The following is a 16,884-nucleotide window of genomic DNA, read 5'->3' as shown; positions in this document are numbered from 1 at the left end:
GCGGTTGCGGAGTCCGTGGAGCGGACTCCGTTTCAAGCTTTCTCCACACGAACCGCGGTGACCTTGTACTCGAATGCGCCGGTCTGCCGGTCGCGGTTCGGGCTGGTGAGTCGGTTCGTAAAGACTTTCGGATCGTGGAACGTGGCGAACAGGGTGCCCGGCTGGATGGATTCGTCCACCCGCAGCGGCAGCAGGGCCTCGCCATACCGGCTGACCACGCGCACCGTCTCTCCGGTCCGAATGCCGAGGGTCTCGGCGTCGCCGGGCGCCATATCGAGGGTGTCGGTCCTCCGCAGCACCGCGTTGCTCGTTCTGCCGGTCATGGTGCCCGCATTGAATTGGAACAGGGTGCGGCCCGTGTTGAGGAGGAACGGGAACGCCTCCGTGGTCGTTTCGGTCGTCGGCAGGTAGTCGCTTCGGATGAAGGTGGCGCGCTCGCCGATCGAGAACGTCTTCTCGTGCAAGAGGGTCGTGCCGGGATGGTCTTCGCTCGTGCATGGCCACTGAAGGCCTTGGGATTCGATCCGCTCGTACGAGATGCCCGCCCCGGCTTTCCACCCCTTGCGCACCTCGTTCCAGATGGCGCGCACATCGTGGTAGTCGAACTCCTTGGCGAAACCCATCTTGGCCGCTAGCGTGCAGATGATTTCCCAATCGGAAAGGGAGTCGCCCAGCGGTTCGATGCACTTGCGCACGCGCTGGACTCTCCGTTCGGAGTTCATGAACGTCCCGTCTTTCTCGAAGGAGGAGGAAGCGGGGAAGAAGACGTGGGCGAAGTCGCGCGCGGTCTCGTTCAGGAAGAGATCTTGCACGACGAGGAGGTCGAGCTTGCGCAGGCTTTCGGCCGTACGATTCGCATCCGGATTGGAGAGGTAGACGTCGTACCCGATCGCCCAGAGGGCTTTGAGGGAGCCGTCGTGGCTCGCCTCCAACATTTCGGTCCAGGTCATGCCGCGCTCGCGAGGCACGGGGCGCCCCCAAATCTCCTCGTACAGCGCCGCGGCGCTTTCGAGGGGCGTGTATCCCGCCAGGTGCGAAGGTTCGCATCCCATGTGCGCCGAGCCCTGCACGTTGTTCTGGCCCCGAAGGGGATTTTCGCCGCCGCCGGGCTTGCCGACGTTCCCGGTCAGGAGCGCGAGGTTCACGAGGCACTCGACCCCCTCGGTCCCTTGCCGGTGTTCGGTCATCCCGAGGCCGTGGAAGATCATCGCGGGATCGGCCTCGGCGTAGACGCGGGCGGCCTGCCGGATGCCTTCGGCGGACACGCCGGCCAGGTCGGCCGCGCGCTCGGGCGTCCACGGCTCGAGGAAGGCCACGTACTCTTCGAAGCCGGCCGTTCGTGTGCGGATGTACGCTTCGTCGGCGAGACCCTGTTCCAGGATCGAATTGGCGACGGCGTTCAGAACGGCGACATTGGTGCCGGGGCGGATCGGAAGGTGGACGTCCGCGTACCGTGCGAGCTCGATTTCGCGGGGATCGATCACGACGAGCCGCGCGCCGGCCAGCACGGCCTGTTTGATGCGCGCGCCGACGATGGGGTGGTTCTCGGTGGGGTTGGCGCCGCAGACGAGGAACCCGCAGGCACGCTCGATGTCGTCGAACGAGTTGGTCGCGGCACCGGTTCCGAGGGTGGCCTTGAGCGCGGCGGCAGTCGGGCCGTGGCACACGCGCGCGCAGCAATCCACGTTGTTGGACCCGAGCACGACGCGTGCGAACTTCTGGGCGAGGTAGTTCTCCTCGTTCGTGGCGCGGGCCGAACCGAGCACCCCGACCGAGCCGGGCCCGGACTCCGACAGGACGCCCTGCAGTCCTCGGGCGACGGTGTCCAGCGCTTCGTCCCAGGTCACGTTCTTCCACCCCGCTTCCGTTCGGATCATGGGATGCAGCGCGCGTTCGGACGAGTGGACGAACGCGTGGGCATAGCGCCCCTTGACGCACAGGTGGCCTTTGTTGACCGGCGCGTCCATCCTGGGGCGCACCTGGACGATCTGTCCGTTCTGGACCGCGACGTCCATTTCGCAGCCGGTGCCGCAGTACGGGCACGTCGTGCGCGTCCACGTGGCGGGGGTATCGCGGTCGAGGACATGCTGGTCGAGGATCGCGCCGGTGGGACACGTGTCGGCGCAGGCGCCGCAGCTCACGCACGAGCTGCCCTGCAGGTTCGCTCCCTGGTCCAACCGGATCTCGGTGCGGTCCCCACGGTTCCACACGCGCCAAACGAACTGTCCCTGGACCTCGTCGCAGATCCGCACGCAGCGGAAGCAGTCGACGCAGCGATCCATATCGATGCGGAGGTAGGGATGCGTGGCGTCCTTCAGGCTGGCGGGGCGCCGCGGCTTGCCTCCCGGAGTCACTCCGTAACGATCGAGCAGTTTGCCAAACGGCGTTTTGGGCCCGGGGGGCTCCTCCACAGGGTGCGTCTCGGCCAGGAGCTGCAGCATCAGCTTGCGTTGCGACTCGAGGCCTGGAGTGGCCGTCCGCACGCGCATGCCTTCGGCCGCGGGCGTCGTGCAGGAGGAGACTTCGCGTCCGCCTTCGAGTTCGACCATGCACAGGCGGCACGCGCCGCTGGGCTTGAGGCGGTCGTCGTGGCACAGGGTGGGGACGTCGAGCCCGGCCCGGCGCAGGGCTTGAAGGAGGGTTGTGCCCTCAGGCACCTGGACGGAACGATCGTCGATTACGAGGGAAACCACGGTTCAAGCTCCTCGCCGAATTTGGCGAACACGCTCTGCGCGAACACGCCCAATCCCGAGCCATGTCCGCAGAGGCTGGTCTGGCGCAGGGCGTCCATCAGGGCGAACAGCTCGGCGGTCTCCGCCTTCTCCAACGGCTGGGTCTGCGCCTTTCGCAACAGATCGAGGGCGCGGCGGCTTCCGAGGCGGCACGGCGTGCACTTTCCGCACGACTCGTTGGTGCCGAACGCGAAGACGTGGGCGAGCAGGTCCACCATCCGCGTCGACTGGTCGAACGCGACGACCCCGCCGTGGCCGACGCTTGCTCCGACGGCGCGCATCGCCTCGAAGTCGAGCGGCGTGTCGAACTCCTCGGGTTTGAGGACCCCGGCGAGGGGACCTCCCATGATCGCGGCCTTCATTTCGCCTTCCCGAAATCCGCCCCCGAGCGTCTCGAAGACCCAGCGCAACGGCATGCCGAACTCGACCTCGTACAGCCCGGGTCGCGCAAAGAGCGAGTTGAGGGACACGGCCTTCGTGCCCCGGCTTGTGCGCGTGCCCATCGCCGCGTACGCGTCGCCCCCGTGCTTGGCAATCCATGGGACACTCGCGAGCGTCTCGACGTTGTTCACCAGCGTGGGGTATCCGAACAGCCCCTTCTGGGTCGGGAACGGGGGTCGGGCCATGACTTCGGGGCGGCGGTGTTCGATGGAGCGAATCAAGGACGTCTCCTCGCCGCACACGTAGCTGCCCTCGCCGATGACGAGGTCGATGTCGAACTTGAACGAGTAGCCCGGAATCGGGCGCCCGATCCATCCCGCCTCGCGCGCCTCGTCCATCGCTTGGACGAGGGCCGTATGGGCCTTGGGATACTCCTTGCGGAGGTAAATGGTGGCGTGTTGGGAGCCGACGGCGTGGGCCGCGATGCCCAACGCCTCGAGGACGCGGTGCGGGGTGCGCTCCATGACGAAGCGGTCGATGTAGGACCCGTGGTCCCCTTCGTCGGCGTTGGCCACGACGTGTTTGATCTCGGAGCGCTCTTTCGCGACCGCCCGCCACTTGATGCCTGCGGGAAAACCCGCTCCACCACGTCCGCGCAACTGGGCGGTCTCGATTTGGGCCAGGGTCCATTCGGGGGGGTGGGCGAGCGCTTGCTCGAGGCCCCCGTATCCGCCAGCGGCGCGGTATGCATCGAGGGGCCGCTGATCGTTGCCGGCGACGCCGTCGAGCACGATGGGGACTCGGGAGCGCACTTCGACCCGCGGCTCGGCCTCGTCGTCGGCCGAAGCGGGAGCCATGTAGCACTTGCCGAGGCAGAAGACGGGCGGCTCTTGGGCGATGGCGGCGGACCATCGCTCGGCGTTGCGCGCTTGGGCCGCAAAACAGGAGAGCCCCCTGCACAGGCGGTGCTCCATCGGGATGTTGTGGAGATGGTAGAAGGAGTCGACCTCCGGACCGGCGAGCACCTGTTTCATGGGTTGCCCTCCAAGGGAGGCTCCGATGCGGCGCACAGAGAGGCGAAGGGGCATTCCGGATCCGTGGCGGCACACAGCCCGTGCGAGGCGTACTTCTCGTAGCCGTCGGCGAAGAGCGTCACGACGGTGTCGTGCCGCTCGCGCAATCGAAGCGAGGCTACGTAGTTGGCACCCGAAGAGATACCGACGCAGAGGCCGTGTTCCGCGCGCAGCTCGGCGGCCGCCGCGAGCGCCGTCGCCGAACTCACGCGCTCGACCGAGGTGATCATCGGATCGAGAAGTTCGTTGTTCTCGTCGCGCACAAGGTCGGGGACGAACCCATCGCCGATGCCGAAGATGCGGTGGCGTCCCGCCTCGCCTCCGGAGAGGACGGCGGACTCTTCGGGTTCGACCGCGACGATCTCCACCTCCGGGAAACGCCTTCGAAGGGCACGGGCGACGCCGATGAGCGAACCGCCGGTTCCGACGCCGGCCACGAAGGCGCCCACCTTCCGGCCTGCGGGGAGCTGCCGGAGAACCTCGGCGCCGGTGGTCTGGTCGTGGCAGTCGATGTTCAGAGGGTTGGAAAACTGGTCGGGACAGAAGACGTTTGGGTCCTCGGCGAGGCGGTCGCGAATGGCGACGGCTTCGGCGAAGCTGCCCTCCTTCGAGCACAGCACGAGTTCGGCGCCGGCCGCTCGGATCCGCTCCTTGCGCTCCTCGGTCATGTCCTCGGGCATGACGATCGTGACCGCATACCCCTTCTCCCGGCCATAGTGGGCGAGGGCGATTCCCGTGTTGCCGCTCGTGGCCTCGACGATCCGCATGCCGGGTCGAAGCGTGCCGTTGCGCTCGCTCTCGTCGAGGATCGTGCGCACGATTCGGTCTTTGATGCTCCCGGTGGGGTTGACGCACTCCAGTTTGGCGAACACGCCGTCGAGTTCGACCAGCGGGGTTTCGCCCGCGACGGATTTGCTGTACGCCTCTGGGTTGCCCATCGTGCTTCGAGTGTCCTGGGCTGGCGACGTGGCGTGCCATGACGGGCGTCATGTCGGCCGCAGACGGTTAGGATGGGACGACGGGACGCACGATGCACACGACGAATCGACGCCCAGACTCCTCGAAGAGGGAGAGCGTGGCGGCGACCAAGAACTCGACGCCGTCGCTTCGCCGGGCGAAGGTGGCGAGATGTTCCCCCATCCTGCGCCGCGCGGGCTCGTCGTGGTAGGTGGCTCGGTGTTCGTCGTGGGCCCTGTGGTAGCGCGTGGGGATGAGATCGTTGACCCAACGGCCCTCGAGATGGCTGCTGGGGTAGCCGAACACGTCCTCGACCGCGGCGTTGGCCAGTTGGATGCGACCCCTGTCGTCCACGAGAAGAATGGCGTCGGCCGCATGCTCGATGATGCCGCGATAGAGGTCGGCGTTGTCGGGACCTTCGCGAATGGCGGAGCGGAGTTGGTCGCGCAAGGACTCGTTGCTTTGCCGCAGCTCGTCGAGAACGCCAATGGCCTCCATTCGAACGAAGCGCGCCACGAGCTCGGCGCGGTTCAGCGGACCGATTTTCGTTCGGACCCGGCCCCAGTAGGTGCTGACCGTCGCCTCGCTGATCCCGAGGTGTTGGGCCATGCCCGCATCCGTGTAGCCTCGCGCAGCCAACTCGAGAATCTGCTTCTCCCGCGTCGACATATGCGCTGGAGAAGCCTGACGCTCGCTCATCCTGCCCAAGATACCTCCGAGGGGGAATCTGTGTCCTCGAATTCGATGACAAGAATTGGGCGCTCTCGGTCGTCCGACGATTGTTGCAACAATAAGCGCATTGGCGTTCGTACGATCGAACGTCCGCAACTTCTCAGGAGGCTGGCAAAAAAATGAAACGATTGACGATGGTGGGGCTTGTGATGGCCCTCGCGGTGTTCGCGTTGGCGTTCTCCACGTTTGTAAAGACCTTTGACGCGACCTACAAGATCGAGAAGACCTCGAAGTTGGGCAAGGTTGGTTGCGCCCTGTGCCATACGAGCGCCAAGGGCGGAAAGCTGAACCCTTACGGGGAGGACCTCAAGAAGGTGCTTACGGCGGCGAACACGAAGAAGTTGACGCCCGAACTCCTCAAGAAGGCGGAGGGCCTCGACTCCGACAAGGACGGCGTCAAGAACCTTGAAGAGATCAAGGGCGATCGGTTCCCAGGCGTGAAGGGCTCCTGATTCCACTGACCGCGACTTTCCGCGGCCACTGAATCAAGCCAGCCCAAGGGCCGGTTCGCGCGACCTTCTAGAGGGTGGCTGCGGACCGGCCCTTCGCTGTGCCCGCGTGCCCTGCGATTCGGTGTGGCTTTTTCAAACTCTCGCTGTCCTTGGATTCTAGGACAAAGAACACACGCTACCACTCGTCCCTTTGAAATGACGAGAATGCACTCGGAGGTTCCAGAGCCGCGTCGCGGCCGGAGCCTTCGAGTTAGGAGGCTGGCTTTAGATGAAACGACTGACCATGGTGGGGCTCCTGATGGCATTGGCGGTGTTCGCCTTTGCCCTATCGACTTTCAGCAAAGTCTTTGCGACCACGTACAAGGTCGAAAAGGATTCCGCGCTCGGCAAGGCCGCCTGTATGGTGTGCCACGTGTCGGCCAAGGGCGGCAAGCTCAATTCTTATGGGTTGGAACTTGACAAAGCCATGGCAGAAGCGAAGACTAAGAAGATGACGATCGAAATCCTGAAGAAGGTCGAGCAACTCGACTCGGACGGGGATGGGGTCAAGAACATCGACGAGATCAAAGGGGATCGGATGCCCGGCGTGAAGGGGTCCTGAAGCGAACAACGTGAAACGAATCGGGGGAGGGAGAGGGAAGATGCGTCTACAGACGATCTTGATGATTGGAGGACTGGCAACGTTGGTGTTCGGCGCCGTCGGCGCGGAGCACCAGGGTGGCCAAGACTCCATCGCAAAGAAGCTCTTTGCTCGAGCAAAGCCCGACGACTACATGGGCAGCGAGGGCTGCGCGGACTGCCATGCCGAAAAGGCGAAGGCGTTCAGCGCCTCCGCCCATGCGGCGTTCATGGTGGACCCCAAGTTGCCCCAGGAGCGCCAGGGATGCGAGGGTTGCCACGGACCGGGCTTCATCCACCAAGCGGACGAGAATCCCGAGGTGATCGCATTCCGCGGCATGGATCCCAAAGAGGCCTCCGCAGCGTGTCTTCGATGCCACGAGAAGACATTGAGCGAGAACCACTGGAAGCGGACCGCGCATGCGCGGGCCGACCTCTCCTGCGTCTCGTGCCACCAGATCCACCCCGATTCGGATCCGAACTGGGAGCCGGGTGCCGTCCGGACCACCGGAGCCAAAGATCCCCGAAACGCGGTCTTTGCCGCCCGCGTGGAGCCCAGAAGTCTGCTCAAGGCCGATCAGGCGACCCTTTGCGGCCAGTGCCACGGGGCGCAGGTCGCCGAGTTCCGATTGAATTCGCACCATCCGGTGCCCGAGGGGAAGATGCAGTGCAGCGACTGCCACAGCGCGCATCCGACGACCCTCGACAAGATGCGGCGGCCCGACGATCGCGACAAGTGCGTGCAGTGCCACGTCGAATTTGCGGGACCGTTCGTTTACGAACATGACCCGGTGGCGGGATTCACCGGCGCGGGGTGCGCCGAATGCCACAAGGCCCACGGTTCGCACAACCCCGATCTGCTCGCGGCTTCCTCGCGGGGATTGTGCGCCCAGTGCCACACGGACAAACTCAGCCAGCACTATCCGGGGAGGACTTGCTGGAACGCCGGATGCCATGTCGCCCTACACGGGAGCAACACGGATTCGCATTTCTTGAAGAGGTGATGAGGGAACAACGATGAGGTGGATTGATCGGTTTGCGACAGCCTTGACGCTGACGACCACTCTGGCCGCCTGCGCCTGCGCCCAAGACGCTCCGGACGAAGAGCAGTCTGAGCCCAAGACCCTGCTCAACAGGTTTGAAATCGAAATCCCTGGGTGGAGCCTGAACGGGAACCGGAACAAGTTCCGACAGTACGCGGTGACCCCGCAAGGGTTCGTTTTCCGCAAGATCGAGTTGTTCTCGCCGCTCACGGAAGAGACTCCCTACGGCCGGTTCGGCTACTCCGGCGTGCCGGGAGGAGACCAGGTCGCGGACGGGCGGCTGATCATGGAGCAGGGTCGGCTCGACGTCAAGATCCACCACGCGCGCAGCTCGTTCTACGATCCGACCCCGTTGCTGGTGGACACGAGCCACGACCGCGACACCAGCGTGGAGGTCTCTTACGCGCTGACCCCGGAAGTGGGCGCGTTCTACCGGTTCGACGAGCGCAACAAGAAGCTGAACTACGATCCTCCCAAGGAGCGAACCCGCACGTACGCGAAACGGGCGACGGGCGGTCTCAGCGGAGAGGTGCTGGGCGGACAAGCCGAAGTGACGCTCTCCGACTACCGCTACTACGATCAGGATGGCGGGAGTCCCGACAGCATCCACCACCGCTTCGACGCGGCCTATTCGCGAGATCTCGGTCCCAGCCTGAGCGTCCAGGGCGCCTATAACCGGACACAGATCGAGCAGCGCGGTCTTTCGGACAGCGAGGTCAAGCGCTGGTCGATCGGGGCGGACTGGTACGTCGGCCCCTACACGTCGCTGATGTTGGATTTCCGCAACGACAAGGTCGACATGCCCAACGTGGCCAACAGCTACGTGCGGGAGCGGTTCATGACCACGGCGCGGTTGGTGCACCGGTTCCAGGGCGCCGCCCTGCAACTGGCGTACAAGCACCGGGAAGCCGAGCGCCTGCGCGGAGACCAGACGTTCGTGGACGTGCCGAAGTGGGACACGTACGAGGGACGGCTTTCGGGCCACCTCGGCGGGCCGCTCCGCTACACCGTGCGCGGCAACTGGGAGCACATGACCCGGGGCGCGACGATGGTGGTCGAAGATCCCAGGGCGCTCTACTGGGACGATCGGGTGATGGGACAGATCAAGATCGACGGCGGCGTCGACCGGTTCCAGGGATACGCGACGTACACGTTCCGGTTCGACCAGAACGACCCGCGCGACGTCGAAGTGCGATCGCACAACCTCACGGTCGGCGGGCACTACGCGTTCACCGACCGCACGAGCGCTTACATCGAGTTCGCCACCGACACCTACAAGGTGTCGAGCCCGCCCGACGAGCTGGGGCTGACGTTGGATGCGTTCTTCCCCTCGAGCACGTCGTACGCGGTGGGATTCGACCACGCGATCTCCGACCGGGGATCGCTGTCGGTGGCCGCGACGCACTACACCACCCGAAGCGCCAACCCGCTTCTCGTGCGCGATGCCAACTATCGGGGCACCGAGATCACGGCGACGTACTCGCGGGTGCTGAGCCCGGACTCGAGCTTCAGCATCACCTATTCGCCTTGGCGGTACACCGACAAGCTTTACGAACAGATGAACTACCGCACGACGGTAGTGGGGCTGCAGTACTCGACGAAGTTCTGAGCCACGAACGAAGAGGAGAGATGAGTTGAAATCGATGGATATGCCAGTTTATGGCAGCGGAGGAAAACGATGAAATCGAGATGGTTCGCTACACTATTTGCGGCCGTCCCTCTCGCCACGGCAATGCTCGTGCTGCAAAGCTGCGGAGGTGAAGGTGGGCCCACCGGGAGTTCCGGAGGCGTTTCGCCGTCCGCGGCCTTCCTTGCACTCTTGCCGGCGGCACAGCAGGGCGCCGACTACGTGGGCACAGACACGTGCGCCAGCGCGGCGTGCCACGGCGGCAGGGAGGCAGACGACGACCCGATCTACACGCACTGGAAGGACACGAAACACGCCGCGAACAACGTAGGCTGCGAGTCGTGCCACGGGCCGGGAAGCGTCCATGCGGCGAACCCGTCGAAGGACAACATCCTGACCACGCCCAGTTCCACCGACGTGGTTGTCTGCGGGCAATGCCACGGGCCGATCAACGACGAGTGGAAACTTTCGGCACACTCCAAGTTGGAAACCCACGCCATCGACGGAGCCATTGGTAATCCCAACCAGTATGGTCGCAGCTCCCGATGCCTCGCCTGCCATGGCGGTCTCGTGCGCATCGAGACTTACGAACGGGGAATCGACTTGGGCACCCTTTCGGACGAAGAGATCGTCAATCTTGCGAACGACGTTCTGACCAAGGTGCCTCAGACGGCGACGTGCGCGACGTGCCACAACCCGCACTCGAAGACCGGGAACCTAACGGACACCGGCGACGAGGTGCAATTGCGGCACATGACGTTCAACAGCGACACGTCCCAGGTCGGGCCGGGAACCAGCGCGGCCCAGTTCACGCAGTTCGACCACATCTGCGCCCAGTGCCACAACGGTCGGGGAGCCAATCCCGCGGACTCGGCGCTGACCTCGGGCACTTCGCGTCCGAACATGCACGACAGCAACCAGTTCAACATGCTCCTCGGCTTCGGCGGAGTGGAGGGGGATGGACCTGTGGAGCGCAACACGGCGCACGCCAACGCCCCGGGCCAGTGCAGCAAATGCCACATGCCCGATTCGAGGCACTCGTTTACCGTGAGTTTCGATAAGGGATGCGCTCCGTGCCACACCGCCGCCGACGCGGCGGCTCGCGCCAGCTCGATCAAAGACGAGGTTCTCAACGGCCTCTACAGCCTGCGCGTGCGAATGGCGAACTGGGCCACGGCCACGTTCGGCAACGACGAGTTCTGGGAGTACACGACGAACATCACGACCGGAACCCCGCCGAGCCAGGCTCTCGTTCCGATCGAGATCAAGCGAGCACGACACAACTACTACTTCGTCGTCCGATCGGGGGACTATGGCGTCCACAACGCGCCGTACGCCAAGCACCTGATCCGGGTGGCGAACGACAACATCGACCTTCTCCCCGGAGGGCCATACCGCCCGCAGCAGTTGCCGAGCCGGCAGCAGATGCTGGACATCATCCGAGGAGACCGGGCGCGCGCCGCGAAAGCGGACATGACCGCGCTCGACCAGTAGCGGAACGAAGGCCGGGGGAGCGATCCCCCGGCCCCTCCGCGTAAGATAGATTTATGGGCGATCCCACTCTCATTTCGACGACTCCCCCGCCTGCTTGGTCCCTCTGGGTCGGCGACTTGGGAAGGGTCAGCATCCTCGCCGCCACGGCGCTCTTTGCTATTTCGGTGCTCGGATGGCTTTTCGCGGCCGACAATCCCCGGTGGCGGCGCGTGGCGGACTGGTCGTTTGGCCTGGGCGCCTTGGGCGTCTTCACCGCGTTCATCTCGCTCGGGGCCCTCTTTGTGGGCAATCGATTCGAGTTCGAATACGTGTGGGGCCACAGCGACATCGCCAACGCGATCCCCTATCGGATCGCCGGCATCTGGTCGGGACAAGAGGGAAGCTTCCTGCTTTGGGTCACCGGCGCCTCGATCTTTGGCCTTCTCGCGCGAAGGGGCGTTGGAGACTACAAGCGCTGGTTCACGATCTTCTATGCGACGTTTTTGGGCTCGATCTGCGGCATCCTCGCCTATGAGACGCCATTCGCCCACAGCGTCTTCGAGGGCCATATCGTCGTTCCGCAGAACGGAGTCGGGCTCTCCCCCTCGCTGCAGAACTACTGGGTCACGATCCATCCCCCGACGATCTTCATGGGCTTCGCGTCCCTGACCGTCTTGTTCGCCCTCGCGATGGCCGCGATGGCCAAGCGCGATTACGAAACGTGGATCCCGATCGTTCGCCCCTGGGCGATCCTCTCCGCCACGCTCGTCGGCGTCGGGTTGTGCATGGGCGGGTTCTGGGCGTATGAGACGCTTGGTTGGGGCGGATTCTGGATGTGGGATCCCGTCGAGAACGTCAGCTTCGTTCCGTGGTGCCTGGTCCTGGCGTTCGTGCACGGAATCATCGTCCAAACGACGCGAAAGCGGTGGCACATCAGCAATCTCCTGCTTGGTGCCCTGCCCTTCCTCGCGTTCGTCTACGGCACGTTCCTCACGCGTTCCGGTTTTCTCGCCAACGCAAGCGTGCACAGCTTTGCCGAGATGAACGGCTCCGCCCTCTGGGTCTTGGTGGGCGTGCTGTTCCTTGCCACCTTCGGTTTCCTCGGGCTCTGGCTCGTGCGTCTCAAACAGGCGCGTGGCGACACCCAGGCGCCTCAGGCGACGGGTTTCCATCGCGAGGGCTTCTACCGCTATGGCGCGATTCTCCTTTCGGCGATGGGCCTCGCGGCCCTCATCGGCATGAGCGTGCCGCTGTTCATGGCGCTTGCCGGCAAGGACCCCAAAGTCGTCGAGGAGCCGCTCTACCACATGGTGGTGCCCTGGATCTTCGTGCCCCTGATGCTGGTGATGGCCGCCGCGCCGTTCGCCACGTGGCGCGGGTTGGGGGGCAAAGAGTTTTTCCGACGCATCTACAACGTCCTGTGCATCACGGTCGGGCTTGCCGGCTTGCTGCTGGTCGGCCTGCGCCTCTCCCCCTTGGCCAAGATCGCCGATCTGGCGCCCATCATCAACTTCCCGATGGGAATCAAGGCCAACGGCCTCGCCTGGCTTGTGCTCCTCGGCTGCATCTGCCTGTTCGTGGTCGTCGCGAACGCGTGGCGAATGGTGGAAATGGCGCGGGGCGCGAAACTCGGCCTTGGCTCCTTCGTGTCCCACATCGGAATCGCCGTGCTCATGACGGGCCTCATCCTTTCCCGGGGATTCGAGCGCCACGGAGAGACGGTCGTGATGAAGGACCACCCCGGCCGTACGCTCAACTATGCGATCTCCTACAAGGGGATGACGTCGGACCTTTACGACCGGAACAACAAACTCGAATTCGAAGTGCACGATCCGCACGACGGCAAACTGCTGTTCGTGGCTTCGCCCGGCCTGTACTACGTCCGAACGCCCGGGGGCGAAGAGAACCCGATGGTTTGGCCCTTCATCAAGCGGGCGGCCGGCCATGACGTCTACTTCACCCTGCGTCCTCCCCAGACCGAGGGAAGCGCGCCGATCGAGTTCCAGCCCGGCGAGACCAAACAGATCGGCGGGTTGATGATCACCTACGAGAAGATGACCCGCGAGGGCGAGCCCGGCGTCCCGGGGACCAAATTCGGCGCCCAACTCAAAGTCGTCAGCGACCAAGAGACGTTTGCCGCCAATCCGACGATGGAGATCGTCGAATCGGGTGGAGTGCAGCCGCACCCCGCAAGCATCGATCCGCTCTTCTCACTCGCGATGATCGGCATGAACGCGGGCAAGCAATCGGTGACGCTGCAGATGCAGCTCACGTCGCCGATGTACCCCATCGAGATCTACCACAAGCCGTTCACCAGCTTCGTCTGGGGCGGCACCGCGATCATGATGGTCGGCGGGTTCATGTCGGCCCTCTACCGTCGCCCGCGGCGCAAGACGCCGGAGGCCGCCGAGGAGAGGGAGGAGACCGAGACGGTCGAAGAGCGAGAACCTGTCGGCGTGGCCTGATCGGCCACGCCGACAGTTCGCACCTGCACAAGTGGGCTGGCTCACTGGGTGCGGGTGCCACGCCCGCCAGACGGGCGTGAGTCCTCGCCGGTCCGCTGGGCCTGCCTTTGCACAATCGGGTGTGCACAGGCTCATCGGGTGCCACGCCCGCCAGACGGGCGTGAGTTCTCGCAGGTTCCTTGCACCCATGACGGGTGTCATAGCCTCGTATCTCGCCCACGTGCAAACCTTCCGCCCGTGGAGGTGAACAGGTGAGGCCACAGGTTGTTCGACTCGGATTGTGCTTCGTCGTCTTCATCGGTGCCTTTGTGGCCCTTCGAAACCAAGTGGTTCCCAAGGGGTTTGGGACCGAGGGCTTCCACCGGGTTCAGGCGCCCGCCCTGGTCGAGTCCTTCAAACTCGTCCACGCAGGCCATCAGGCCTGTGCCGATTGTCACCCGGACATCGTCGAGGGAACCTTCCACGTCAAGGCTGGCGTGTCGTGCGAGAGCTGCCACGGACCGGCTGAGAAGCACGTCGACGACCCATCGTCATTCCTGCCGCCCAAGCCGCAGGGGAGGGACCTTTGCGCCCGATGCCACGGGATGGTGGTGGGAAGGCGCGCCGACTTCCCTCAGGTCGATGTGAAGGAACACAACACGGGAGAGCCGTGCATGTCCTGCCACGAGATCCATCCCACGGGGGGCGAATGATGGAAGAGACCAAGACCATTTCGCGATCGGAGTTCCTGATCGCCCTTGGCAAGGGCGCCGTGTTCGTCACGATGGCCGCCGGCGGCTACGCGACCTGGACCCGGGCCACCGGCAACATCGCCCGACCGAAGGTGACGACCCCTACGGGCACCCCGCATTCGCCCTGGTACTCGATGTCGATCGACATCGAGAAGTGCATCGGTTGCGGTCTTTGCGTGCAGGCGTGTTCGAAGGAGAACAACGTTCCCGCGGGCAACTTCCGCACCTGGATCGAGCGGTACGTGGTCAAGGAGGATGGGACCGTCCAGATCACCTCTCCCGACGGCGGCATCAACGGTTTTGAGAACGACGTGCCCGACGAGGGTATCGAAAAGGCCTTCTTCGTACCCAAGCTGTGCAACCACTGCACGGACTCGCCATGCACCCAGGTGTGCCCCGTTGGAGCGACGTTCATCACCGAGGACGGCGTGGTGCTCGTGGATTACGACTACTGCATCGGGTGCGGCTACTGCATCCAGGCGTGTCCCTACGGCTCGCGCTTCTTCAATCGCGAGCGAAAGACCGCGGACAAGTGCACACTCTGCTACCACCGGATCAAGAAGGGCAAGCTGCCCGCCTGCGTCGAGGTGTGCCCCGTGGAGGCCCGCATCTTTGGCGACCTCTCCGACGAGGAGAGCCCGATCTCGAAGTTCAACCGCGAGCACGCGGTCATGGCGCTGAAGCCCGAGATGAAGACCGGAGCGAAGGTCTTCTACAACGGGATGACGAAGGAGGTCGTTTAACCGTGAACGCAGGTTTGCTGGCATCCGGTTCGCTGCTGGCCAACGCCGGCTTCGTGTTTCCCAACGAGAAGGAGCTCACGTGGAGCATCCTCATCGTCCTGTACCCCTACATCACGGGCTTGGTCGCTGGCGCGTTCATCCTCGCCTCGCTCGTGCGCGTGTTCAACGCCAAGGCGCTGGCTCCGGCCTACCGACTCGCCTTGCTCACCTCGCTCGCCTTTCTCATCGTCGCGCCCCTACCTCTGGTCGCCCACTTGGGACACCCCGAGCGCGCGTTGCAGATCATGATGACGCCGCACCTCACGTCGGCGATGGCGGTCTTCGGGTTCGTCTACCTCTGGTACCTTGCCGCCGTTCTTTTGATCGAAGTGTGGTTCGACTTTCGCAAGGACATCGTGGTCTACGCCAATCGATCGAAGGGCCTCAAGAGGCTGTTCTACAACATTCTCACGTTGGGGTTCAAGGACTTGTCGGAGGACGCGTTGGCGTTCGACGACCGGGCTGGGCGGTTTGTGACGGTGATCGGCATCCCTTCGGCCGTGCTCCTTCACGGCTACGTCGGGTTCATCTTCGGGTCGTTGAAGGGCAACCCGTGGTGGTCGAGCGTGCTCATGCCGCTCATCTTCCTGCTCTCCGCCATCGTCTCCGGGATCTCGCTGGTGATGGTGCTCTACATGGTCACCAACTGGTGGCGTCGCGAAAAGCCGGACATGGCGTGCGTCGCGGCCATCGGCCGCTATTTGATGTTCGCGCTCATTTTCGACCTGACGCTCGAGGGACTCGACCTCATCCACCGCATGTACGAAGCCGGAGAGTGGTTCGAAGTGTTCAGCCTCCTCCGGTCTGGTTACGTGTACGAGACGATGTTCGGCATGCAGCTGTTCTTGGGTGGCCTGGTCCCGCTCGGGATGCTGGCCTTCCTCCAGTTCGTCAAGGAGGAGAGCGAGCGCATCAAGATGTCCGTCTACTTCCTCTCGGGAATCTTGGTGCTGACGGGCGTGTTCTTTATGCGTTGGAACGTGGTCATCGTTGGCCAACTCTTCTCGAAGAGTCTGCATGGCCTCACCACCTACAAGCTCCACTTCACCGGTCACGAGGGTGGCGGCGTGGCCCTGCTGCTCCTCATCCTTCCCGTCGTGATCCTCTGGGTGCTCACCAAGCTCTTGCCGCCTTGGTCGCACGAACCGCAGCCGGCTTCAGACGTCTAGTGTAGTGTCTCACTAGTTTCCCAGCGGGCCGTGGCGAAAGGCGCAAGAGGCACCCCTCGCCCCCCCAGAGGGGCGAGGGGCCCGGAGGGCCCAACCGGGGCCTCGCTGCCCTGAGATTATTGAGACGCTACACTAGCGGCTCTACCGGGTACACTGGCAATGTCTTAGACAAGGAGGACAAAAATGAGAAGGCTTGTTTGTGCGACAGGTCTTATGATGGTCGCGGGAATCGTCCTCGCATTTGGGACTTTCTCCAAGCCATTCGCCACACAATACAAGATCGACAAGAGTTCGGCCTTGGGCAAAGCGGGTTGCGGCGTGTGCCATGCAACCGCCAAGGGTGGAAAGCTCAACCCCTATGGCCTCGACCTTCAAAAGGCCATGAAGGTCGCCAAGACCAAGAAGCTCACTCCGGAAGTGCTGAAGAAGATCGAATCGCTCGACTCGGACAAGGATGGCGTCAAGAACCTCGATGAGATCAAGAAGGATCGGAATCCTGGAGTGAAATAGCCCAGAGGCGCCCTGGTTCGCAGGGTCAAATATTGGATCACGGGGGGTCGCGCCGAGAGCGCGACCCCCCGTGTCGCTGTTGCCCTGTCCTCCTTTTCGAGTGCGTAGTATTCCCGTCACTTTCTTCGTGTCGCAGCGT

Annotated in this window: 14 protein-coding genes; 10 read left to right on the top strand and 4 right to left on the bottom strand. The window is 63.9% G+C overall.

What is annotated here, in order from left to right:
• Positions 1–32 precede the first annotated feature (32 nt).
• The 4 genes from fdhF to M9921_02815 all read right to left on the bottom strand — a co-directional run bounded on the left by fdhF (position 33) and on the right by M9921_02815 (position 5,842).
• Complete coding sequence (gene fdhF / locus M9921_02830) at positions 33–2,693, bottom strand: formate dehydrogenase subunit alpha (protein ID MCO5295768.1); 2,661 nt, start codon at positions 2,691–2,693, stop codon at positions 33–35.
• On the bottom strand, positions 2,678–4,147 hold the full coding sequence (locus M9921_02825; GenBank protein ID MCO5295767.1) for an NADH-quinone oxidoreductase subunit L: 1,470 nt from the start codon (positions 4,145–4,147) through the stop codon (positions 2,678–2,680). Before M9921_02825 ends, fdhF begins: the two co-directional genes overlap by 16 nt.
• Positions 4,144–5,124, bottom strand: coding sequence for a cysteine synthase family protein (locus M9921_02820; GenBank protein ID MCO5295766.1), 981 nt, complete (start codon positions 5,122–5,124; stop codon positions 4,144–4,146). The genes M9921_02825 and M9921_02820 overlap by 4 nt, the downstream gene beginning before the upstream one ends.
• 67 nt (positions 5,125–5,191) lie before the next feature.
• Positions 5,192–5,842: a PAS domain S-box protein gene (locus M9921_02815; GenBank protein MCO5295765.1), complete on the bottom strand. Its 651-nt coding sequence runs from the start codon at positions 5,840–5,842 to the stop codon at positions 5,192–5,194.
• A 152-nt stretch (positions 5,843–5,994) separates the two neighbouring features.
• On the opposite strand from M9921_02815, the gene M9921_02810 reads away from it, so the two are divergent.
• The 10 genes from M9921_02810 (at position 5,995) to M9921_02765 (ending at position 16,745) form a co-directional block, all read left to right on the top strand.
• Entirely contained in the window at positions 5,995–6,327 is a 333-nt protein-coding gene (locus tag M9921_02810; GenBank protein MCO5295764.1) for a hypothetical protein, read from the top strand.
• Between the two features lie 268 nt (positions 6,328–6,595).
• A complete protein-coding gene (locus M9921_02805; GenBank protein ID MCO5295763.1) occupies positions 6,596–6,928 on the top strand; it encodes a hypothetical protein in 333 nt (110 codons plus the stop codon).
• 61 nt (positions 6,929–6,989) lie between these two features.
• The gene (locus M9921_02800; GenBank protein ID MCO5295762.1) at positions 6,990–7,949 is read left to right on the top strand and encodes a hypothetical protein; all 960 of its coding nucleotides are present in this window, start codon (positions 6,990–6,992) and stop codon (positions 7,947–7,949) included.
• Between the two features lie 13 nt (positions 7,950–7,962).
• Positions 7,963–9,597, top strand: a complete 1,635-nt coding sequence (locus tag M9921_02795) for a hypothetical protein (GenBank protein MCO5295761.1) — start codon at positions 7,963–7,965, stop codon at positions 9,595–9,597.
• 210 nt (positions 9,598–9,807) lie between these two features.
• Positions 9,808–11,109: a hypothetical protein gene (locus M9921_02790; GenBank protein MCO5295760.1), complete on the top strand. Its 1,302-nt coding sequence runs from the start codon at positions 9,808–9,810 to the stop codon at positions 11,107–11,109.
• A gap of 53 nt (positions 11,110–11,162) precedes the next feature.
• Entirely contained in the window at positions 11,163–13,553 is a 2,391-nt protein-coding gene (gene ccsA, locus M9921_02785; protein ID MCO5295759.1) for a cytochrome c biogenesis protein CcsA, read from the top strand.
• Positions 13,554–13,804: 251 nt separating this feature from the next.
• Entirely contained in the window at positions 13,805–14,245 is a 441-nt protein-coding gene (locus tag M9921_02780) for a cytochrome c3 family protein (protein ID MCO5295758.1), read from the top strand.
• A complete protein-coding gene (locus tag M9921_02775) occupies positions 14,242–15,027 on the top strand; it encodes a 4Fe-4S dicluster domain-containing protein (GenBank protein MCO5295757.1) in 786 nt (261 codons plus the stop codon). The genes M9921_02780 and M9921_02775 overlap by 4 nt, the downstream gene beginning before the upstream one ends.
• A gap of 2 nt (positions 15,028–15,029) precedes the next feature.
• On the top strand, positions 15,030–16,235 hold the full coding sequence (gene nrfD, locus M9921_02770) for a polysulfide reductase NrfD (GenBank protein MCO5295756.1): 1,206 nt from the start codon (positions 15,030–15,032) through the stop codon (positions 16,233–16,235).
• Between the two features lie 183 nt (positions 16,236–16,418).
• The gene (locus tag M9921_02765; GenBank protein MCO5295755.1) at positions 16,419–16,745 is read left to right on the top strand and encodes a hypothetical protein; all 327 of its coding nucleotides are present in this window, start codon (positions 16,419–16,421) and stop codon (positions 16,743–16,745) included.
• Positions 16,746–16,884: the final 139 nt, after the last annotated feature.

The sequence above is a fragment of the Fimbriimonadaceae bacterium genome (assembly GCA_023957775.1).
In the GTDB taxonomy this organism is placed as follows: domain Bacteria; phylum Armatimonadota; class Fimbriimonadia; order Fimbriimonadales; family Fimbriimonadaceae; genus JAMLGR01.
This window is presented reverse-complemented; position numbering and strand designations above follow the sequence as displayed.

Coding starts and splice junctions, on each gene's coding strand:
- M9921_02800 (MCO5295762.1), top strand. CDS start 6,990: ATGATTGGAGGACTGGCAACGTTGGTGTTCGGCGCCGTCGGCGCGGAG.
- M9921_02775 (MCO5295757.1), top strand. CDS start 14,242: ATGATGGAAGAGACCAAGACCATTTCGCGATCGGAGTTCCTGATCGCC.
- M9921_02815 (MCO5295765.1), bottom strand. CDS start 5,842: ATGAGCGAGCGTCAGGCTTCTCCAGCGCATATGTCGACGCGGGAGAAG.
- M9921_02765 (MCO5295755.1), top strand. CDS start 16,419: ATGAGAAGGCTTGTTTGTGCGACAGGTCTTATGATGGTCGCGGGAATC.
- M9921_02805 (MCO5295763.1), top strand. CDS start 6,596: ATGAAACGACTGACCATGGTGGGGCTCCTGATGGCATTGGCGGTGTTC.
- ccsA (MCO5295759.1), top strand. CDS start 11,163: ATGGGCGATCCCACTCTCATTTCGACGACTCCCCCGCCTGCTTGGTCC.
- M9921_02810 (MCO5295764.1), top strand. CDS start 5,995: ATGAAACGATTGACGATGGTGGGGCTTGTGATGGCCCTCGCGGTGTTC.
- M9921_02825 (MCO5295767.1), bottom strand. CDS start 4,147: ATGAAACAGGTGCTCGCCGGTCCGGAGGTCGACTCCTTCTACCATCTC.
- M9921_02795 (MCO5295761.1), top strand. CDS start 7,963: ATGAGGTGGATTGATCGGTTTGCGACAGCCTTGACGCTGACGACCACT.
- M9921_02820 (MCO5295766.1), bottom strand. CDS start 5,124: ATGGGCAACCCAGAGGCGTACAGCAAATCCGTCGCGGGCGAAACCCCG.